General features: G+C 71.2%; 15 protein-coding genes. 10 read left to right on the top strand and 5 right to left on the bottom strand.

The features are described from left to right. Nucleotides 1-151: 151 nt before the first annotated feature. Genes I3V78_RS23945 through I3V78_RS23935 form a run of 3 tightly spaced genes read left to right on the top strand, consistent with a single transcriptional unit; the run spans nt 152 to nt 3,063 of the window. The gene (locus I3V78_RS23945) at nt 152-601 is read left to right on the top strand and encodes a calponin homology domain-containing protein (protein WP_204490760.1); all 450 of its coding nucleotides are present in this window, start codon (nt 152-154) and stop codon (nt 599-601) included. 6 nt (nt 602-607) lie between these two features. Then, nucleotides 608-2,278, top strand: coding sequence for a type IV pilus twitching motility protein PilT (locus I3V78_RS39970; RefSeq protein WP_204490759.1), 1,671 nt, complete (start codon nt 608-610; stop codon nt 2,276-2,278). A 17-nt stretch (nt 2,279-2,295) separates the two neighbouring features. Continuing rightward, on the top strand, nt 2,296-3,063 hold the full coding sequence (locus tag I3V78_RS23935; RefSeq protein ID WP_204490758.1) for a hypothetical protein: 768 nt from the start codon (nt 2,296-2,298) through the stop codon (nt 3,061-3,063). 1 nt (nt 3,064) lies between these two features. Here I3V78_RS23935 and I3V78_RS23930 read toward each other — a convergent pair whose 3' ends face one another. From I3V78_RS23930 to I3V78_RS23920, 4 genes are all read right to left on the bottom strand, one after another. Continuing rightward, nucleotides 3,065-4,327, bottom strand: a complete 1,263-nt coding sequence (locus I3V78_RS23930; protein ID WP_239576558.1) for an LVIVD repeat-containing protein — start codon at nt 4,325-4,327, stop codon at nt 3,065-3,067. 91 nt (nt 4,328-4,418) lie between these two features. After that, nucleotides 4,419-4,547, bottom strand: a complete 129-nt coding sequence (locus I3V78_RS39965; protein ID WP_275583502.1) for a hypothetical protein — start codon at nt 4,545-4,547, stop codon at nt 4,419-4,421. Between the two features lie 8 nt (nt 4,548-4,555). Then, nucleotides 4,556-5,806 (bottom strand): hypothetical protein, encoded by a 1,251-nt coding sequence (locus I3V78_RS23925; protein WP_239576556.1) that lies wholly within the window; start codon nt 5,804-5,806, stop codon nt 4,556-4,558. Between the two features lie 5 nt (nt 5,807-5,811). Further along, the gene (locus I3V78_RS23920; RefSeq protein WP_204490757.1) at nt 5,812-7,236 is read right to left on the bottom strand and encodes a hypothetical protein; all 1,425 of its coding nucleotides are present in this window, start codon (nt 7,234-7,236) and stop codon (nt 5,812-5,814) included. A 444-nt stretch (nt 7,237-7,680) separates the two neighbouring features. Here I3V78_RS23920 and I3V78_RS23915 point away from each other — a divergent pair, with 444 nt between their 5' ends. Continuing rightward, nucleotides 7,681-8,280 carry a hypothetical protein gene (locus I3V78_RS23915; protein ID WP_204490756.1) on the top strand — a complete coding sequence of 200 codons (600 nt, stop codon included), beginning with the start codon at nt 7,681-7,683 and terminating at the stop codon, nt 8,278-8,280. A gap of 22 nt (nt 8,281-8,302) precedes the next feature. On the opposite strand, the gene I3V78_RS23910 is transcribed toward I3V78_RS23915, so the two are convergent. After that, nucleotides 8,303-9,823, bottom strand: a complete 1,521-nt coding sequence (locus tag I3V78_RS23910; protein WP_204490755.1) for an MFS transporter — start codon at nt 9,821-9,823, stop codon at nt 8,303-8,305. A gap of 221 nt (nt 9,824-10,044) precedes the next feature. On the opposite strand from I3V78_RS23910, the gene I3V78_RS23905 reads away from it, so the two are divergent. From I3V78_RS23905 to I3V78_RS23880, 6 genes are all read left to right on the top strand, one after another. Continuing rightward, nucleotides 10,045-11,043 carry a polyprenyl synthetase family protein gene (locus tag I3V78_RS23905; protein ID WP_204496781.1) on the top strand — a complete coding sequence of 333 codons (999 nt, stop codon included), beginning with the start codon at nt 10,045-10,047 and terminating at the stop codon, nt 11,041-11,043. Further along, the gene (locus I3V78_RS23900; protein WP_204490754.1) at nt 11,040-11,618 is read left to right on the top strand and encodes a MarR family transcriptional regulator; all 579 of its coding nucleotides are present in this window, start codon (nt 11,040-11,042) and stop codon (nt 11,616-11,618) included. Before I3V78_RS23905 ends, I3V78_RS23900 begins: the two co-directional genes overlap by 4 nt. A gap of 50 nt (nt 11,619-11,668) precedes the next feature. Then, nucleotides 11,669-12,190, top strand: coding sequence for a gamma-glutamylcyclotransferase (locus I3V78_RS23895; protein ID WP_204490753.1), 522 nt, complete (start codon nt 11,669-11,671; stop codon nt 12,188-12,190). A gap of 92 nt (nt 12,191-12,282) precedes the next feature. Continuing rightward, nucleotides 12,283-14,649, top strand: a complete 2,367-nt coding sequence (locus I3V78_RS23890; protein ID WP_204490752.1) for a sensor histidine kinase — start codon at nt 12,283-12,285, stop codon at nt 14,647-14,649. A gap of 163 nt (nt 14,650-14,812) precedes the next feature. Further along, a complete protein-coding gene (locus tag I3V78_RS23885) occupies nt 14,813-16,978 on the top strand; it encodes a malate synthase G (protein ID WP_204490751.1) in 2,166 nt (721 codons plus the stop codon). Between the two features lie 27 nt (nt 16,979-17,005). Continuing rightward, nucleotides 17,006-19,309, top strand: coding sequence for an NADP-dependent malic enzyme (locus I3V78_RS23880; RefSeq protein ID WP_275583501.1), 2,304 nt, complete (start codon nt 17,006-17,008; stop codon nt 19,307-19,309). The last annotated feature ends 9 nt before the right edge of the window (nt 19,310-19,318 follow it).

Genomic DNA, 19,318 nt, shown 5'->3' with positions numbered 1-19,318 from the left:
CGAATCTCCGTCTCCCGGGCAGGGAAGCGGGGGAGCGGGGGGCGGCCGGGGCGGGTGGATTCTAGAGGGCGGGGGCGGGTGTGATAGAAAACGCACTCCTCCTCGCCCTGGCTTCCTGATGCTGCAATCCTTATCCGTACCCAAGAGACGCGTGGCGGCCGAGCTGGTGCTGCCCGGTGGCGCGTCGCGCAAAGTGGCCGTGTTCCTCGCCGAGGCGGTGCCCGGCCGTGACGGTGGCGAGCGGCTGTCGGACCTGCTCAACGGCGCCGGGCCGCGCTTCATCCCCGCGCACGACGCGGACACGGACGCGATGGTGTTCGTGCACCGCGAGAACCTCGCCCTGGCGCGCGTGGGGGCCGAGCACGAGCCGCACATGGTGGACCCCTTCAACCTGCCCACCGAGCACGAGGTGGAGGTGAAGCTCGTGGACGGCCAGGTGCTCAACGGCATCATCGCCTACGTCCTGCCCGAGGCCCACTCGCGCCTCACCGACTATCTCAACAGCGCCCCCCCGTTCTTCCCGCTGCTGGAAGAGGGCGGGCAGCACGTCGTGCTCCTCAACAAACACCACGTCGCGTACGTGGAAACCCTCCGCCGCTGAGACGCCATGGCCCGTTTCGACGCCTTCATCGACAAGCTGTACAAGGAATCCGGTGTCGCCATCATGCTGGAGACCGGCAGTGGCATCACCCTGCGCACCGCCTCGGGCAACGTGCCCGTGGTCAAGGCCGGCCTCAACTCGCAGCAGATCATCGGCGCCCTGTCGGAGATCGTCCCCGCGGACCTGCGGGCGAACTTCCCGCCCGAGGGCGTGTCCTCCTTCGCGTACACCGCGCCCTCCGGCGCGGTGCAGGTGAAGGTGCAGAACGTGGGCGGCCACCTCAAGGTGGCGCTGGTGCCCGCCAAGGCGGCCCCGGCCGCGGTGCCGCTGCCCCCCGCGGCGAAGAACACCATGGTGGCGGCCGCGGCCCCCGTGGGGTTGGATCTGCCGCCCGCGTCCGAGGACGACAAGCTGGAGCTCGCCTCGCCCGCGGACATGATGGAGCTGGCGGCCCGGGGCTCGGGCGGTGCGTTCACCGCGCCCGCCGCCGCGCCCGCGCCCGCGCCCGTCGCCGCCAAGGCCCCCGAGCCGGCCGCGCCCGCCGCGCCCGCCATCCAGGTGCTCCCGGTGGACACCGCGGACCCCGACGCGCACAAGACGCTGCTCGGCCTGCTCAACCGCATGCTCGACAAGAAGGCCTCCGACCTTCACATGTCCAGCCAGGTGGTGCCCATGCTGCGCGTGGACGGCGACATGGTGCCCCAGGAGGACTACCGGCCCCTCACGCACGAGCGGCTCAAGGCGATGCTCTGGAGCATCGCGCCGGAGAAGAACAAGAAGCAGTGGGAGGAGACGCGCGACACGGACTTCGCCTACGAGACGGACCGGGCGCGCTTTCGCGTCAACGTCTTCGAGGATCGCAAGGGCATCGGCTCGGTGATGCGGCAGATCCCCACGAAGATCATGACGGCCGAGGACATGGGCCTGTCCAAGCACATCCTCGACCTGTGCTTCCTGAGCAAGGGCCTAGTGCTGGTGACGGGCCCCACCGGCTCGGGCAAGTCCACGACGCTCGCGGCGATGATCGACTACATCAACCGCAACCGCGAGGATCACATCATCACGATCGAGGACCCGATCGAGTTCGTTCACCCGAACAAGAAGTGTCTGGTGAACCAGCGCGAGGTCCACGTGCACACGCATGGCTTCAAGAACGCCCTGCGCGCCGCGCTCCGAGAGGATCCGGACATCGTGCTGGTGGGCGAAATGCGAGACCTGGAGACGATCGCCATCGCCATCGAGACGGCGGAGACGGGCCACCTCGTCTTCGGCACGCTGCACACCAACACCGCGCCCTCGACGGTGGACCGCATCATCGACCAGTTCCCCTCGGATCGTCAGGAGCAGATCCGCATGATGCTCTCCGAGTCGCTCAAGGGCGTCATCTCGCAGATGCTCATCAAGAAGATCGGCGGTGGCCGCGTGCCCGCGCAGGAAGTGCTCCTGTGCACCAACTCCGTGGCCAACCTCATCCGCGAGGGCAAGACGTTCCAGATTCCGTCCATCATGCAGACCTCGCGCGGCATCGGCATGTCCACGCTCAACGACGCGCTGCTCGACCTGGTCAAGCGCAAGCTGTGCGAGCCGAACGACGCCTACATCAAGGCGGTGGCCAAGGGCGAGTTCAAGCAGATGCTCGAGCGCAACGGCTACAAGCTCGATCTGCCCACGAGCTGAGTCCAGGGGAGGGCGCCGTGTCCACGAAGGACCCTCACGCACCGCCCTCCCTCATCCACCTGTCGGACCGGCGCCCGACGCCCCAGGAGCTGCCCGCCTTCGCGCGCGAGCCGGCCCCGGCGTCCGAGGCGCCCCCGGTGGATGCCTTCCAGGCGTTGCTGGAGCCGCTGCGCTCGCTGGAGGTCGGCCACGCGCGGGTGTTCGAGGAGCTGCTCGCCCTGGCGCGCCCCGAGCTCCAGCGCTTCCAGCTCATGCCCGTGCTCGAGCGCTGCCGGACGCCGGGCGGACTGTCCGAGCTGGAGCTGCGCGCCCTGGAGGCCCGGCTGGGGACACACTCCCGGCGGGTGCGGCGCACGCCCTGGCTGGCCACGCATGGCTACCCCCTGGCGGTGCGGGTCGACGAGGGCGGGGCGCACCGGAGTCCGGCGGAGGACTCGGGCGTGTCCTCGCGGCACGGCCTGTACCTGCTGCCCGACGGAGCGCTCGGCTACGTGGAGTGCCTGGTCCTGTGGAAGAAGCGCGCCCCGGACACCGTGGCGCCGGCCCTGACGCCCCTCCGCGCGCGGCGGGTGACGGCCCAGGAGGCGGTGGGGCTGTTTCCCCTGCACCGGCTGCTCGGTGGCCTGCGCGCGCTGCTGTGGTTCGACCGGGGCGCGCCCCTCGAGCCCCCGGAGCCGGAGCTGGAGGCGCGCCGGACGCGCTTCCTGGAGCTCGTGGAGCGGCTGTCGCGCGCCACCGAGGAGCACGCGCGGCGCGTGTGGCGCCTGCGCTTCGATCCGCGCTGAGTCAGTCCACCGCGGCCTGATCCACGTAGAACACCACGCGGCCGCCCGTGGCGGGATTCGTTACGCCGCTGACGCCCTCGGTCACCGTCCACAGGTTGGTGCCGCTGCCCGTGGCGTGCATGCCCTCGGGCATCCGCGCCCACTGCGAGGAGCCCGACAGGAACGTCTTGCGCGAGGCGCTCGTGGACACCTTGAAGAGCGCCCCGCCGTAGCGCGTGGAGCTCAGCCAGTAGGTGCTCGTGCCCGTCGCCGTCATCACCGGCGCCACGCCCTGCAGGTTGGGCTCGTTCGTGATCCACGCGCGCTCGGGCACCACCGCGCCTCCCGAGGCCTCGAGCCGGTGCGTGGTGGCGTTCACCGGCCAGCGGTAGAGCCGCCCGCCGAGTCCCGGCGTGGTGCCGTCATGGGGACAGGGGGTGTCGCCGTTGTTGCAGTACTCCCCGGAGAGCACCGCGCTCGTGCCGCCGCGCGTGTCCTTGCCGAGGAAGGAGAACTTGGGACGGCAGGGCAGGGTGATGCTCGCGGGCACGGTGTACGCGCTCACCTGGGGCAGCACGTACTTGTACCCGTAGGCGCACCACACCGCGCCCACCTTGCCCACCTGGGTCTCGCACGCGGTGCCGGTGTCCACCTGGCGCACTTGCTTGAGGTCGAACACGCGCAGCCCATCCGAGGTGTCCGCCATGTAGAGGTAGTCGCCGAACCAGGCGAGCCCTCCACCGTGCTCGTTGACGGTGGTGAACTGGCCCTCGCCGGTGGGCCGCACGAGCAGCACGTGCCGGTAGTTCACCGCGCTGGCCGACATGTCCGAGATGTCCGCCACCGACACGCGCACGCCCTTGTCCGGGCCGCTCAGCGCGTAGTGCCAGGAAACCAGGGCGATGTTGCGGCTGCCGGACATGCCCGCCGTCAGGCCCTGGGGAATCCACTCGGTGGTGGCCATGTCACCGTCGTTCCAGCGAAAGCCCCCCTTGTAGCCCGTGGCCGGTGGCCGGGTGCTCGCGGTGAGCACCGGGCCCGCGCGGTTGAGATCGCCCAGGAGGTCCGACAGCCCCAGCGCCGGGCCCACGGGGGCCAGGTTCGCCACGGCGGTGGTCCAGGTGTTCGCGTCCACCAGCCGCAGGCATTGGGCGTCATGGCTCGTCAGGGGCGCGCCCTCGGTGAGCGCCTGGGATTGGGCGTGGGCCGCTCCGGCGCCCTCGCTCCCCGAGGCCTCCCCCGGGCCACAGCCGCTCACGCCCACGAGCCCCATCGCGAGGAACAACCCTCCTGCCGCCCATGCACGTCCGTTCACACCCGCCTCCTGAGAAGTAGAGAAGGCGGGATTTACCCGTTTGGCGACGACGAAGGCAAACTCAGCCCTCGGCGCGCGCGGGCAGGGGCTCCACGAGGGGGCTCGGCGCGGGGACGCGCTCCAGGGCGGGGGCGCTCCGGGGTGGCTGGAGCAGCGCCACCAGCTCCCCGAGCGAGCGCGCGGTGCGCACGCCGGGCCTTACTTTGCCCCGAATGTCTCCTCCCAGAGGAGCTGTCCCTCGGGGGAGAGCCCGAAGGTCCACAGGTCCGTCTTGCCCGCGCCCTGAGAGGTCGTCATCCCCACGACCACGAGGCTCTCGTCCGCCAGGCGGGCGATGCCAGTTCCCAGATCTTCCTTGGCCCCCCCGTAGGACTGCTGCCACACCAAGCGTCCATCCGCGGAGAAGCGCCACACCTTGGCCTCCCGATCAACCAGCATCTCCTTCCAGTTGTACCCAAGCACGACCGCGCCCCCATCGGGGAGGGCGGTGATGGCAAGACCTGCCTCGTCAGACGTGCCTTCCGGGAGGTACTCCCAGAGAAGCTCCCCTCGCGGGTCCATGCGAACCACCCAGAGCCGATCGTCGTCCGGAGCCGACTGGCGCTGGCGACCCGTCGCGATGAGTCCTCCCTCGGGGAGGAGGGCCATCGAGACCAGCTCCCCCTGGACGCCCTCCGGGAAGCGCTTCTCGGCGGTGACCCGGCCGTCGGACTCCAGCAGGAACAGCCTCGAGACGCCCAATGCCACGCTGCTGGTCTCCGCCGTGCCCAGGACGGCCACACGCTGCGCCGGGAGGGCCACCAGGGCGGTGACACGCTCGAGTTGGGGCAGTTGCACGTCCCAGAGCACCTCCCCCCGCGAATCCACCCGCACCACCCAGCCCTCCCGTGACTGGGAGCCCCCCGCGACGATGGAACCATCCTCGAGCACCGCGACGGCCTGGAGCGCACTCCCCTCGGCGAGCCCCAGGGTCCGCTCCCAGAGCACCTCCCCTTCGGGCGAGAGCGCGAGGAGCCAGCCCAGGAACAGCCTGCCGACCGACTCCTGCTCTCCAACGACGATGAACCCACCTCCCGGCAGGGACGCCATGGCACGGGACAACGTCCCCGTGACGCGTTCTCCCGCCCCATAGGTCCGTTCCCAGCGAGGGGGTGGAGCCATCCCGAATCGAAGCACCCAGGCCTGATCGACGCCGGGGCGCCGGGAGTTGGTGTGGCCGAACACGCAGAAGCCGTCCGCCGTCGCGACGACGCCCTCGGCCGACTCATGACCCGTGCTGTTCTCCCGCTCGACCTGCTGGACCCAGTCCATGTCACTCCGCCCCAACACGAGGAGGATGAAGAGCTCCGCCCGATACAGGTAGACGAGGAAGGCCGTGAGCACGAGCAGTCCCAGCACCAGTCCCGCGCGCCAGCCAGGCCCACGCCGGGTGCCGTCCCGAGAATTCATCCCGTTCAATGAAACCAACGTTCCTCGTTCATGAGCCACCGGGTCCGCAAGGGCTCCGGCAGGCCCAGGTCCCTGACGGCGTCGCGCATGCCGCTGTCGTCGCAGACGAGGGTGAATACCCGCTGCCACTCCTGCGTGTGAAGCCGGTTCTTCTCGGCCTGGGAGAACAGGCGGATGATGGGGGCGAGGTCACTGTAAGACATGTCAATCCAGGGACCATTGTTCTCTCCGCCGATGTGCGCACTCAAGAAACGCATCTGCGCCTCGAGGCTGACGCGCCACGTGGCCAGCACGGAGCACATGGTGCGAAAGCCAACGAGGCGGCAATGAACGGAGTAGCGCCCTCCATCGGGCTTGCGGTCACGGAGGATCTCGGCCTGCTCGGCAGGCGTCAACCGCCTCAAGATCGCCTCCACTTCTCGCCTGAGCCACTCCGCGCCCACGGAGGCACCATCGAGCGCGGCATCCAGCCGGTGAAGGTTGGGGCGGGTGCGCACCAGGGCGAGTTCCGCACCCGTCACGTAGCTGGCGGAGGTGGGCGGGCGCCTGTGCCTCAAGGGAGCGTAGCCCGTCCCACCCGGGGTGAAGCGATCGCCCAGTGTCATCCCATAATGCCATCGCGCATCAATGGACGTGAGCGAGATCCCCGCGAAGGCGGGAACACGGCCTCCCCGGATGTAGGGGGGCTCGTCCCTCACGACCGCGCTGGGCGAGATTCTCGCGACGGCCCCGGGCAATCCCTGCAAGCGGGCAATCTGATTGAGCTGCTCGCGCGCGGCCTGCGACACCCCCCGATAGAGCGGCTGGATGAGGGTCTGCTCATCGGAGAGCGTCTGCATGTCCCAGTTGAAGGCGGGCTGTCCCCGGAGCCGCTGTCTTGAGAGAAGGCGCAGCTTGGGAAAGACGTTGTCGAAGATGACTTGATTGCCCTCGCGCATCATCGCTTGGAGTTCGTTGCTGACGGTGCGGGCCATACGACCCAGGTCTTCCAGGCCCGGGTTCATGATGGCGACCTCATGGGCGCCCGTGGCCACGATTGCCGCCGCGAGGGCCCATCTCGTCTGGTAGTCGCGGCGGGCCGTGTATCGGTAGAACCAGTAGTAGAAGTCCCGCCGCTCGATGATGCGGGTGTAGCGGCGGAAGTTGTTCGCGTTCAGGTTGTAGAGGCAGGCGTCTTGCCAGCGCTGGGTGCACTCCTCTCGATCGCGCTCCGTCCAGTCTCCCGGAGCCAGTGGAGCGTCATCGGACGGAGTGCCCGCGCCCTCCGTCTTCAGCGCCAGCGTCTTCGACGCAAGCTGACTGCGGGCCGAGAGGACCCGTGGCTGGGACGCCTGGATCCGAACCACGACGTGACCCGGACCGAAGGGGCAGATCTGCGACCCATTCTGGAACTGGCGCTTACAGCGTTGACACTCGAACGCGTTCGGCATGGCTCCCCCTTGTTACTGAGAGCGTACACACCCGGAAGGACACGAACAACGCGCAGAAGACGGCGCTGCGTGGCCACGACGGACTCATGGCTGCGCAGGCGCCCTTTGCCCTCGACGTGCTGGCGAGAAGCGGCGGCTCGGGCGCCGCTGGAGGGCCCGCGGGCACCGTGGCCATCCAGCACCGCGGGGGGGAACACTCAGGTCATCCTCGGCACCGAGGCGCGGTGGCACCTCCCACGCGGCAAGAGCTACGAGGACATTCCTGGCGAGGACCGGCTGGGCGACGAGTCGCAGGCGGCCGTGAAGGAGGTGGCGGCGAAGTGGTCCGAGGCGTTTTTGAGGGACGAGGAGCGCGGGGCCATCGACGCCGTGCGACGTCGCGGTCTCAAGCACCGCGCGAATCTCCTGGAGTGACAGGCACGCGGGCGGTGGGTGGAGCTCCAGATGAAGCAGTGGTTCCCGCGCCTGTCGTGGAACAGCCGTGGTGTCGACATCACGGGCCCGGAGGGGCCGATCTACTGGCTCGGTCCCGACCTCACACTGCGTGACTGCACCGTCGTGATCAGCGCGACTGGGCGCTCGCTGGTCCCCATGTCCGGCCAATTCATCGACTGCACCCTCCAAGCGAAGGGCGTGTCGTGGGCACCGATGGAGCTGAAGGGATGCCATTTCAAGGGCGGCTTCAGCGGAAACGACTTCGGTTTCCGCGCGGACCTGTTCGACAGGGAAAAGGCGGGAGGGGTCGAGGACTGCGACTTCTCCGAGGCCCACCTCAATGGCTGCCGGTTTTTCAACTGCGACCTGAGCACCATTCGACTACCGCTCTGGCCTTGCTTCACCTTCCTGGACGCACGCCGACACGCGGCGGAGATGGCTCGGCGGGCGTGGCCTGGGTCCTTCGATTCGGTGATCAGGACGGTGAGCGATCCGCCCGAGGGCACGGTCGCGTCGGTCTGGCACGCGCCGACCGTTGCCAGGAAGAGCGACACGACCGTCGAGGCGCTGCGCGCGGCCCTCGCGGGGGCGCCCGGGGTCGTCCTGTAGAAGGCTTCTCTCGGACAACCCCTCAGCCCTCGGCGCGCGCGGGCAGGGGCTCCACGAGGGGGCTCGGCGCGGGGGCGCGCTCCAGGGCGGGGGCGCTCCGGGGTGGCTGGAGCAGCGCCACCAGCTCCCCGAGCGAGCGCGCGGTGCGCACACCGGGCTCGATGATGCGCACGGCGAGGAAGGCCGCCGCGATGCGCGCCAGGCCCGACAGCAGGAAGAGCACCTGGAAGTTGTCCCACAGGTGGCCCCCGACGGTGAACGTCGTGGGCAGGAGGCTGGCGAGGCCGCCGCCCAGCGACGAGGCCAGCGCGTAGGCGAGGCCGCCCGCGGTGGAGAAGGCCGCCAGGTAGAAGGGCCGGCCCTTGCGCGGGGCCACCGACAGGGGCAGCGCGAAGATGGCCAGGTTGTGGCCGGACCACAGCACGCCGGCCAGCAGCGCGTCCGCCACCAGCGGCCAGAGGAAGGTGGGGGAGGGGAAGAGCCACACGAGCGGCAGGAAGCCGATGCCCAGCGAGCACGCCAGCACCACGGGCTGGGCGCCCACCCGGTCGATGAGCTTGCCCCACAAGGGCGCCGTCAGCATGCGCACCCCGGCCAGCGCCGCGAGCTGCACGGACATGAGCAGGAAGCTCATCCGCAGGTTGTGCAGCATGTAGAAGGTGAAGAAGGGCGCGGACAGGCCCACCGCCGCGTTCCACACCATCTGGTAGGTGAGCACCCGGCGCGCCCGGTCATCCTTGAGCGGCAGCAGCGCCACGCGGAAGTCCAGCTTCGCCCGCTCGCGCCCCGGCGGCGCGGGATCATGCTGGCGCGCCATGAGCACCGTGCACACCGCGCCCGCCACGCACGCCACCGCCGCGAGCAGCGGCAAGGCCGGGCTCAAGCCCTCGGGCGAGCGCAGCCGGTCCATCACCACGCCCGTGGTGAGCGAGGCCACGATGTTGCCCAGCGTGCACAGCGCCGTGCGCCGCCCGAAGAAGCGGCCCCGGATGGACTCCGGCACCAGCTCGCCCATCCACGCCACCCACGCGTTGTTGCCCACCACGCCGAGCACCGCCGACACCGCCGCCACCCCCACCAGCACCCGCTGCTGACCCTCCAGCGACAGGGGCAGCCAGGGCAGCAGCACCAGCGGCCACATCACCTGGCGTGACAGGAGCACCACGCCGAGTGCCACCCGCCGGTGGCCCAGCGTGGACGTGAGCCACGCCGCGGGGAACTGGATGAATTGGGAGAAGAAGGGCAGCGCCGTCATCACCCCCACCAGGAAGGGGCTCAGCTTGAGCGCCAGCGCCCAGGCGGTGAGGGCGGTGGAGCCCGCGCACGCGGTGAAGACCTCGGCCACCATGCCCTCGCCCACCGAGGCCCGCAGGGAGCCGCGCAGGGTCCGCCGCTCGTCGCGCCCCGTGGGCGCCGCCGCCGTGGTGCTCGCCGTGGGCGCGCCCAACAGCGGGGTGGCCGTGCCCGGGCGGAAGATGGGCACGGCGGAGGACAGGTGGGTGAAACTGCGCAGGACGTGGCGGTGCAGCCGGGCGAGGGACACGCTTCTCCCAGGGGGACGGAGGGGGTCCTTTGTCTATCCGACACCCCGCGCCTACTCCATCCGACCTCCCAGGCCCGCCCGCTCCCCGTCCAGGCCCTTGTGGGCCCCGCGGGGCCCCCCGAGTGTCTTCCTCATGGCCCCCGGTGGTCGCCCTTCTACGAAGGAAGTGCGGTTCACGAGGTCTTGAACTATATGAACGCTCCGTGAAGGAGCAGGGCACGATGGATCTGGCGCTGGAGTTGTCGAGCTTTCTGGGGAGTGTGGAGCAGCGGCTGGGCGGGATGCTCGTGGACGGGAACGTGGGCCCGGACTGCCAGGGCGACACGTTGATGGAAGCGGCGCGTCATCTCTGCCTGGGCGCGGGCGGCAAGCGGGCCCGGCCCCTGCTGGTGCGCCTGTTCGGGGGCGCCCTGGGGGTGCCGTCCGAGCGGCTGGTGGACGTGGCGGTGGCCGCGGAGATGATCCACGCCTCCAGCCTCCTGCACGACGACGTGGTGGACGCCGGCATGTACCGCCGCGCCCGGCCCACGGTGAACGCCCGCTGGGGCAACATCGTCGCGGTGATGAGCGGCGACCTCATCCTGTCCACCGCGCTCCTGCGCCTCGCCGAGCTGGACGCGCGCCTGGGCCAGAGCGCGCTCGCGGTGGTGACGGAGATGACGCGCGCGGCCATCGCCGAGGTGGAGGCGCGCGGCAACCTGGACCTGTCCCTGGAGCGCCTGCGCTACATCGCCGAGGGCAAGACGGGCTCGCTCTTCGGCTGGTGTGGCAGCGCCGCCGCCACGCTCGCCGGCCAGCCCGAGGCCGCCGGGCGCTTCGATCTCTTCGGCCGCCGGCTGGGCGTGGCCTTCCAGATCGCCGACGACATCCGGGACGTGCTCGGCACGGATCCCGGCAAGCCGCGCTACGCGGACATGCTCTCGGGCACGCCCTCCTTGCCCATCCTCCTGGCGGTGGGCAGTGATCGCTCGCTGCGCGCCAAGCTCAAGGACGCCTGGGCCTTCACCACCGTCAACCCCGAGCGCACGCGCGCCCTGGGGGACGCCATCGAGGCCACGGACGCGGTGCCGCGCGCCATCGAGCGCATGAACCAGGAAATCCAGGGTGCCCTGGAGGCGCTCGGCCCCTACGCGCACCAGGGCATGGGCCGCGAGCTGGTGGACTGGGCCCACCAACTGTCCGCGGGCATCGCCGCCCAGGCCCGGAGCCGCGCCGCGTGAAGGGCTACCTGTGGACGCCTGGCGTGGGTGCCCCGCCCCAGGACGCCGGGGAGCTGGGGCCGCTCGCTCCCTGGGAGGCCATCGCCACCGACGCGGTGGGCCATGTCATCGAGTTCTGGGGCTTCAAGCGCAACCAGGGCCGCGTCTGGGCCCTGTTGTACCTGCGCGGCGAGCCCCTGACGGCCGCCGAGCTGGAGCGCGAGCTGGTGCTGTCCAAGGGCGGCGTGTCCATGCTCCTGCGCGACCTGGAGCGCTGGGGCGTGGTGCGGCGCGTGCGCTCGCCCCTGGATAACGCGTGGCGTTACGCGGCCGAGACGGATCTCATCCGCATGGTGTCCCATGTGGTGGAGGATCGCGAGGCGGCCTTCATCTCGCGCATCCGCGCGGACCTGGGCGAGGCGCGGCGGCTGGCGCTCGTGCACCCGGGGCTGCCCGCCGAGCGCCTGCGGCGCCTGGAGAAGATGGCCACGCTCGCCGAGCACGTGGAGCGCGCGCTGCGGTTGTTCATCAAGACGGCCCGTCTGGACGTGGGCGGCATCCTCGGCACCCTGCTCGAGGACTCCCACCACTCCTGACCGGGGTCCGCCACACCGGCCCCCCCTGGGGGCCGAGGAGTCCCACCCCCATGGATTCGCACTACGATCAGGTGATGAAGGCCCGGAGCCAGGCCGACACCGCCACCTCCAAGCTCTACTTCGCCTACTCCACCATCCTGGACCGGGCCGCCTTCGAGGAGTGGCGCGCCCAGCACGGCTACGACTTCTTCGAGCTGCCCCAGAGCCGCCTGGCCGAGGCGCTGGACGTGGACCTCGTCTACGACTTCCCCTCGCGCTGGTGGGGGGGGCGGGTGGCGGGGCTCACGGATGCCCCGGGCGCCCGGGTGTTCGGCCGGGTGTTCGACATCCCCGGCAAGGACTGGCCCATCATCCAGCACAAGGAGGGGGCGGTGACGAGCATGTGTGTGGAGCGGGCGGTGCGGGTGCGCGTGGAGGGCCACGAGATGCAGGCCGTGGCGTTCGTGACCTCGCCGCGGCGCGCCTCGATGGATGGCCCGGTGAGCCAGCGCTTCATCGACGCCCTGGTGCGAGGCGCCCGCAGCGCGGACCTGCCCCCGGAGTACATCGAGCGCCTGTCCCGCGGGCCCTGACGCGCGGGATTGGGGCGGGGGGCTGATCCTCCCGTAAGCTGTCGTGCCAAGTAGAGCGGCAGGGCACCACAGCGAGCGGGGGGGGTTCAGTCATGAGGGGTCTGGCGGACGTGCTCGAGGCACGGACCGAGGTCATCCTGGAGCGATGGGCGGAGCGGGTGCGGCCCCCCGCCCATTGGGAGGGACTGACGGCGGCGGAGTGGCGCCACCCGGTGCGCGCCGTGCTGCGCGAGTGGGTGACGCGGCTGCGCCCGACCCCGGCCCCCTGTGGGGAGCCGCGGGGAGGCCGCGCGCATGGCGCCCACCGCTTCCGGCTCGGCGTGGAGGCGCGCTCGCTGCTCAACGAGTACGAGGTGCTGCGGACCGTGCTCTGTGACGAGGCCGAGCACCAGGACGTGCCCGTGCGGTGGGCGGAGGTGCAGCGGCTCTTGGACGGGGTGTCCACGAGCCAGGCCGAGGCGGTGGGGGAGCACGCCCGCCTCAAGCAGACGGCCCGGCAGGAGGAGGAGCGCGGCTGGTACGCACGCCTCTCGTCCTTCCTCGAGCAGATGCCGCCCGTGGTGGCGCACATGTCGGGGCCGGACCATGTCTTCACCCTGGTGAACGCCTCGTGCCGGCGGCTCCTGGGACATCGCCCCGTGCTGGGCCGCATGGTGCGCGAGGTGGTGCCGGAGCTGGCGGATGCGTACGTGGTCGGCGTGCTCGACCAGGTGTACACCACGGGCGAGCCGTTCGCCGCCTCCGAGGTGGACATCCCCCTGCGCCGCGAGGGCGCGTCCTCGCCCCGGATCGTCAGCTTCGACTACCGGCCCACCCGCGGCCCGGACGGCCGCATCGACGGCATCCTCGTGCACGGCGTGGACGTGACGGAGACGGTGCGGGCGCGGCGCGAGGTGGAGGCGGCCCAGGCGGAGTCGAGCCGCTCGCGGGCCTGGCTCGCCACGGTGCTCGTGAGCATCGCGGACGGCGTGGTCGTCACGGACACGGAGGGCCGGGTGGTGTTCCTCAACCCCGTGGCCGAGCAGCTCTCGGGCTGGAGCCTGGGCGAGGTGCTGCACCAGCCCAGCGCGCGGTTCTTCCCCCTGCGCGGCCCGGACCTGCGCGAGCCGCGGGCACACCCCGTGGAGCAGGTGCTGCGCGGGGAGGACCGGCGCGTCCCCACGCCCTCGCTGCTCGTCTGCCGCAACGGCGCCCGGGTCTCCGTCGACGCCAGCGCCACCCCCTTGCGCGACGAGGCCCACGCGCTCACCGGCGCGGTGCTCGTGCTGCATGACGCCACCGCGCGCGAGCGCGAGCGGCTCGAGCGCGAGCGGCTGCTCCTGGAGGCCATCGAGCTCAAGGCCCTGGCCGAGCGCCGCCGCATCCGCCTGTACGAGACGTACATGCGCGCCCCCGTGGCCATCGCCATCCTGCGCGGCCCGGGGCTCGTCATCGAGCTGGCCAATGCCCTGGTGTGCCAGCTGTGGGGGCGCACCGAGGAGCAGGTGCGCGGCCGGCCCCTGCTCGAGGCCATGCCCGAGCTGCGGGGGCAGGGCTTCGACGACATCCTGCACCGGGTGATGTCCACGGGGCTGCCCTTCCTGGGCACGGAGCTGCGGGCCCAGCTCATGCGGGGCACCGACACCGCGCCCGAGGGCGTGTACTTCAACTTCATCTACGAGCCCCTGCGCGAGGAGCCGGACGCCCCCGCGGGCGTGCTCATCGTGGCCACGGAGGTGACCCGCGAGGTGCAGGCGCGCCAGGAGGCCCTGCGGCTGGCCGAGGAGGAGCGCGGCCTGCGCGACTTCGAGCAGCAGCTCATCGGCATCGTCAGCCACGACCTGCGCAACCCCCTGAGCGCCATCCTCATGGCCGTGCACGTGCTGCGGCGCCAGGGCCCGAGGGATCCACGCGTCGTGCAGTCGCTCAACCTCATCCAGCAGAGCACGGAGCGCTCGGTGCGCATGGTGCATGATCTGCTCGACTTCACCCAGGCGCGGCTGGGCGGAGGCATCCGGCTGGAGCGCGCGCCGGTGGACATCCACCAGGTGTCGCGCCTGGTGGTGGGCGAGCTGCGCGCCTCGCACCCCGAGCGCCTGGTCCTGCTGGAGCAGCAGGGGGACACGCTGGGAGAGTGGGACGGGGACCGGCTGGCGCAGGTGGTGAGCAACCTGGTGAGCAACGCCGTCAAGTACAGCCCGCCGGACAGCGCCGTGACGGTGCGGACCGTGGGCGAAGGGGAGGACGTGCTGCTCGAGGTCCACAACGGCGGCGTCCCCATCCCCTCGGAGGACCTGCCGCGCCTGTTCCAGCCCCTGCAGCGCGCGGCGGAAGGGGGCGCGGGACACGAGGACCGCAGCGTGGGCCTGGGCCTGTACATCGTGGAGCACATCGTGCGCGCGCACGGGGGCCAGGTGCAGGTGACGTCCCGGCCGGACGCGGGCACCACCTTCCGCGTGCGGCTGCCGCGCTGCGCCTGAGCGAGCCTGCCGGGAAGACTCGCGTGGCGTCCCTGTTCACTCGCCTCCAATCCGCCGGGGTGTCCCGGACGGGCGGGTCGCCGGGCGGGTCGACAATCCCGGGACCATCTGCCAAGGAAGAAGCGCCCCGCCGTGAACGCGGCGATCGAAAGGGGATGGGTCGATGCAGCGAATTCAAGTGGGTGGCTTGCAGGTGGACTCCCGGCTCCATGCGTTCCTGGAGCGCGAGGCCCTGCCGGGCACGGAACTGGACGCGGCCTCCTTCTGGTCCGGTCTGGAGGAGCTCCTCGCCGCGCTCGCCCCCGTCAACCGCGCCCTGCTCCAGCGGCGTGACGCGCTGCAAAAGGCGATCGACGCCTGGTACGCCGCCCACCCCGCGCCCGTGGACCCCGCCGCCTACGAGGCCTTCCTCCGGGAGATTGGCTACCTGCGGCCCGAGCCCGAGCCCTTCACCGTGGGCACCGCGAACGTGGACGAGGAGATGGCGCGCATCGCGGGCCCCCAGCTCGTCGTGCCGGCCACCAACGCGCGCTACGCGCTCAACGCCGCCAACGCCCGCTGGGGCAGCCTCTACGACGCGTTCTACGGCACGGATGCCCTGTCCGAGGACGGGGGCGCCATGCGCCGCGGGGCCTACAACCCGGTGCGCGGCGCACGCGTCATCGCCCGGGGGCGCGAGTTCCTCGATCAGGTGGTGCCCCTCGCGCACGGCACCCACGCGGACGCGGCCACCTACACCGTGGAGGGCGGCGCGCTCGGGGTGACGCTCGTGTCGGGCAAGCGCACGGCGCTCGCGGCCCCCGAGGCGTTCGTGGGCTGGCGCGGCGAGCCCACCCGGCCCGGCGCGGTGCTCCTGCGCCACAACGGCCTGCACCTGGAGCTGGAGATCGACCGCAACGACTCCATCGGCGCCTCGGACGCGGCGGGCATCGCGGAGGTGTGGGTGGAGTCCGCGCTCACCACCATCATGGATGGCGAGGACAGCGTGTCCGCGGTGGACGCCGCGGACAAGGTGCTGCTCTACCGCAACTGGCTCGGCCTGATGAAGGGCACGCTCACGGCGAGCTTCGACAAGGGCGGCAAGACGCACGAGCGGCGCATGGCCGCGGACCGCGTCTACTCGCGCCCCGGCGGCGGCACGCTCACCCTGCACGGCCGCAGCCTCATGCTCGTGCGCAACGTGGGCCTGCACATGTACACGGGCGCGGTGCTGGACCGCGCGGGCGAGGAGATCCCGGAGAACATCCTGGATGCCGTCGTCACCTCGCTCATCGCCGTGCATGACCTGCGCGGCCCGGGCGCCGGGCGCAACAGCCGCACGGGCTCGGTCTACACGGTGCGGCCCAAGATGCACGGCCCCGAGGAGGTCGCCTTCGCCCACGAGCTCTTCGCGCGCGTGGAGCGGCTGCTCCGCCTGCCGGCCCACACGCTGAAGATCGGCATCATGGACGAGGAGCGCCGCACGAGCGTCAACCTCGCCGCCTGCATCCACGCCGCCAAGGAGCGCGTGGTGTTCATCAACACGGGCTTCCTCGACCGCACGGGGGATGAGATCCACACCTGCATGGAGGCGGGAGCGGTGGTGCGCAAGCACGCCATCAAGTCCACGGCGTGGATCCAGGCCTACGAGGATCGCAACGTGGACGTGGGCCTGGCCTGCGGGCTCCAGGGCCGCGCGCAGATTGGCAAGGGCATGTGGGCCGCGCCGGACAAGATGGCGGACATGCTCGCGCAGAAGATTGGCCACCCGCGCGCGGGCGCCACCACCGCCTGGGTGCCGTCCCCCACGGCCGCCACGCTCCACGCGCTGCACTACCACCAGGTGGACGTGTTCGCCCGCCAGGACGCCCTCAAGCAGCGCGCCCCCACGGGCCTGGGCCCCCTGCTCACCCCGCCCCTGGCGCCCGGCCGGGACTGGAGTCCCGAGGAGGTCCAACAAGAATTGGACAACAACGCCCAGGGCATCCTCGGCTACGTGGTGCGGTGGGTGGACCAGGGGGTGGGGTGCTCCAAGGTGCCGGACATCCACGACGTGGGCCTCATGGAGGACCGCGCCACGCTGCGCATCTCCAGCCAGCACATGGCTAACTGGCTGCGTCATGGGGTGGTGACCCAAGCGCAGGTGATGGAAACGATGAAAAGGATGGCCCGGGTGGTGGATCGCCAGAACGCGGGAGATCCCTTGTACCGGCCCATGGCGCCCGGCTACGACGGGCCCGCATTCCAGGCCGCCCAGGAACTGGTATTCCAGGGCCGCGAACAGCCCAACGGCTACACCGAGTGGATCCTCCACGCGCGACGTCGCGAGGCGAAGGCCTCCACCCGGTAGGGCCAGCAGATCAGAGGACGACACACGATGGCGATGGACGAGGATTTCCGCAAAGCGGCGCTCGACTACCACCGGCTGCCCCGGCCCGGAAAACTGGCGATCGAGCCCACCAAGCGCATGGCGACCCAGCGCGACCTGGCGCTGGCCTACTCCCCCGGAGTGGCCGCCGCGTGCGAGGCCATCGTGGCGGACCCCGAGTCCGCTCGGGATTTGACGGCCCGCGGCAACCTGGTGGCCGTCATCACCAACGGCACCGCGGTGCTGGGCCTGGGCAACATCGGGCCGCTCGCGGGCAAGCCCGTCATGGAGGGCAAGGCCGTGCTCTTCAAGAAGTTCGCGGGCATCGACGTGTTCGACATCGAGGTGGCCGCCACGGAGATCGAGCGCTTCGTCGACGTGGTGGCCGCGCTCGAGCCCACCTTCGGGGGCATCAACCTGGAGGACATCAAGGCCCCGGAGTGCTTCGTCATCGAGCGCGCCCTGCGCCAGAAGATGAACATCCCCGTCTTCCACGATGACCAGCACGGCACGGCCATCGTGTGCGCGGCGGCCATCCGCAACGGGCTCGTGCTCCAGGGCAAGAAGCTCGAGGAGATCAAGCTCGTCACCTCGGGCGCGGGCGCCGCGGCGCTCGCGTGCGTGGACCTGCTCGTGGAGATGGGCCTGCCCGTGGCGAACGTCACGCTCACGGACATCAAGGGCGTGGTCCACGCGGACCGGGGCGACGAGATGGCGCCCAACATGGCGCGCTTCGCCCACAAGACGACCGCGCGCACGCTGCCCGAGGTGCTCGGCGGGGCGGACGTGTTCCTGGGCCTGTCCGCGCCGCGCGTGCTCAAGGCCGAGTGGCTCTCCCTGCTCGCGCCCAAGCCCATCATCCTGGCGCTGGCCAACCCCGAGCCGGAGATCCGCCCGGACGTGGCCATCCAGACGCGCCCGGACGCCATCGTGGCCACGGGCCGCTCGGACTTCCCCAACCAGGTCAACAACGTCCTGTGCTTCCCGTTCGTGTTCCGCGGCGCGCTGGACGTGGGCGCCACGGAGATCAACGAGCCCATGAAGCGCGCGGCGGCCGAGGCCATCGCGGAGCTGGCCCGGGCCGAGGCCAACGAGGTGGTGGCCCAGGCCTACGGCGGCGCCGCGCCCGTCTTCGGGCCCCAGTACATCATCCCCAAGCCGTTCGACCCGCGGCTCATCCTGAAGATCGCCCCGGCGGTGGCCAAGGCGGCCATGGACTCGGGCGTGGCGCGCCGGCCCATCGCGGACTTCGTGGCCTACCAGCGCGAGCTGGAGCTGTTCGTCTACCGCTCGGGCCAGCTCATGCGCCCGGTGTTCGCGGTGGCGCGCGCCAACCCCCAGCGCGTGGTGTACGCCGAGGGCGAGGATGACCGCGTGCTGCGCGCGGTGCAGAGCGTGGTGGACGAGCAGCTCGCCCACCCGGTGCTCATCGGGCGGCGCTCCTTCATCACCCAGCGCGTCCAGGAGCTGGGCCTGCGGCTCACCGTGGGCGGCAACGTGCGCGTGGTGGACCCCAACGAGGACCACGAGCTGATGGCGCGGCTGGTCCAGCGCTACCAGAAGCGGGTGGACCGCAAGGGCGTGCCCCTGGAGGCCGCCGAGCGCCGGGTGCTGCGCCGGCCCACCATCACCGCGGCGATGATGCTGGAGGCGGGCGAGGTGGACGCGGCGCTGGTGGGCAGCCGGGACGACTGGAGCCGGCACATGACGCACGTGCTGCCCATCATCGACAAGCGCCCGGACGTGAGCCGCATCTACGCGCTCTCCAGCCTCATCCTGCAGAACGGCGCCCTGTTCTTCTGCGACACCCACGTCAACATCGACCCCACGGCCGAGCAGGTGGCGGAGATGACGCTCCTGGCGGCGGACACCGTGCGCCGCTTCGGCCTGACGCCCAAGGCCGCGCTCCTGTCGCACTCGAGCTTCGGCGCGGGCAGCTCCCCGTCCGCGCGCAAGATGCGCCAGGCGCTCAAGCTCATCCGTCAGCGCTCCCCGGAGCTGGAGGTGGACGGCGAGATGCACGCGGACACGGCGCTCAGCGAGGCCCTGCGCCACCGGCTCGTGTCCCAGAGCCCGCTCACCGGCTCGGCCAACCTGCTCGTCATGCCCACGCTGGACGCGGCCAACATCGCCATGACGCTCCTGTCCGCGGCGACGGAAGCCCTGCTCGTGGGCCCCATCCTCCTGGGCATCGCCAAGCCCCTGCAGGTGCTGGTGCCCCGCGTCACCGCGCGCGGCATCGTCAACATGACGGCCCTGGTCGTGGCCGACGCCAACACCCACGCCCGCGAGCAGCACGCCGCCGCTCGCTGAGGCCGCGCC

Origin of the sequence: Archangium primigenium, assembly GCF_016904885.1 — a bacterium.
Classification (GTDB): domain Bacteria; phylum Myxococcota; class Myxococcia; order Myxococcales; family Myxococcaceae; genus Cystobacter; species Cystobacter primigenius.
The sequence above is the reverse complement of the archived record's forward strand: the minus strand, read 5'-3'. Positions and strand labels throughout refer to the sequence as shown.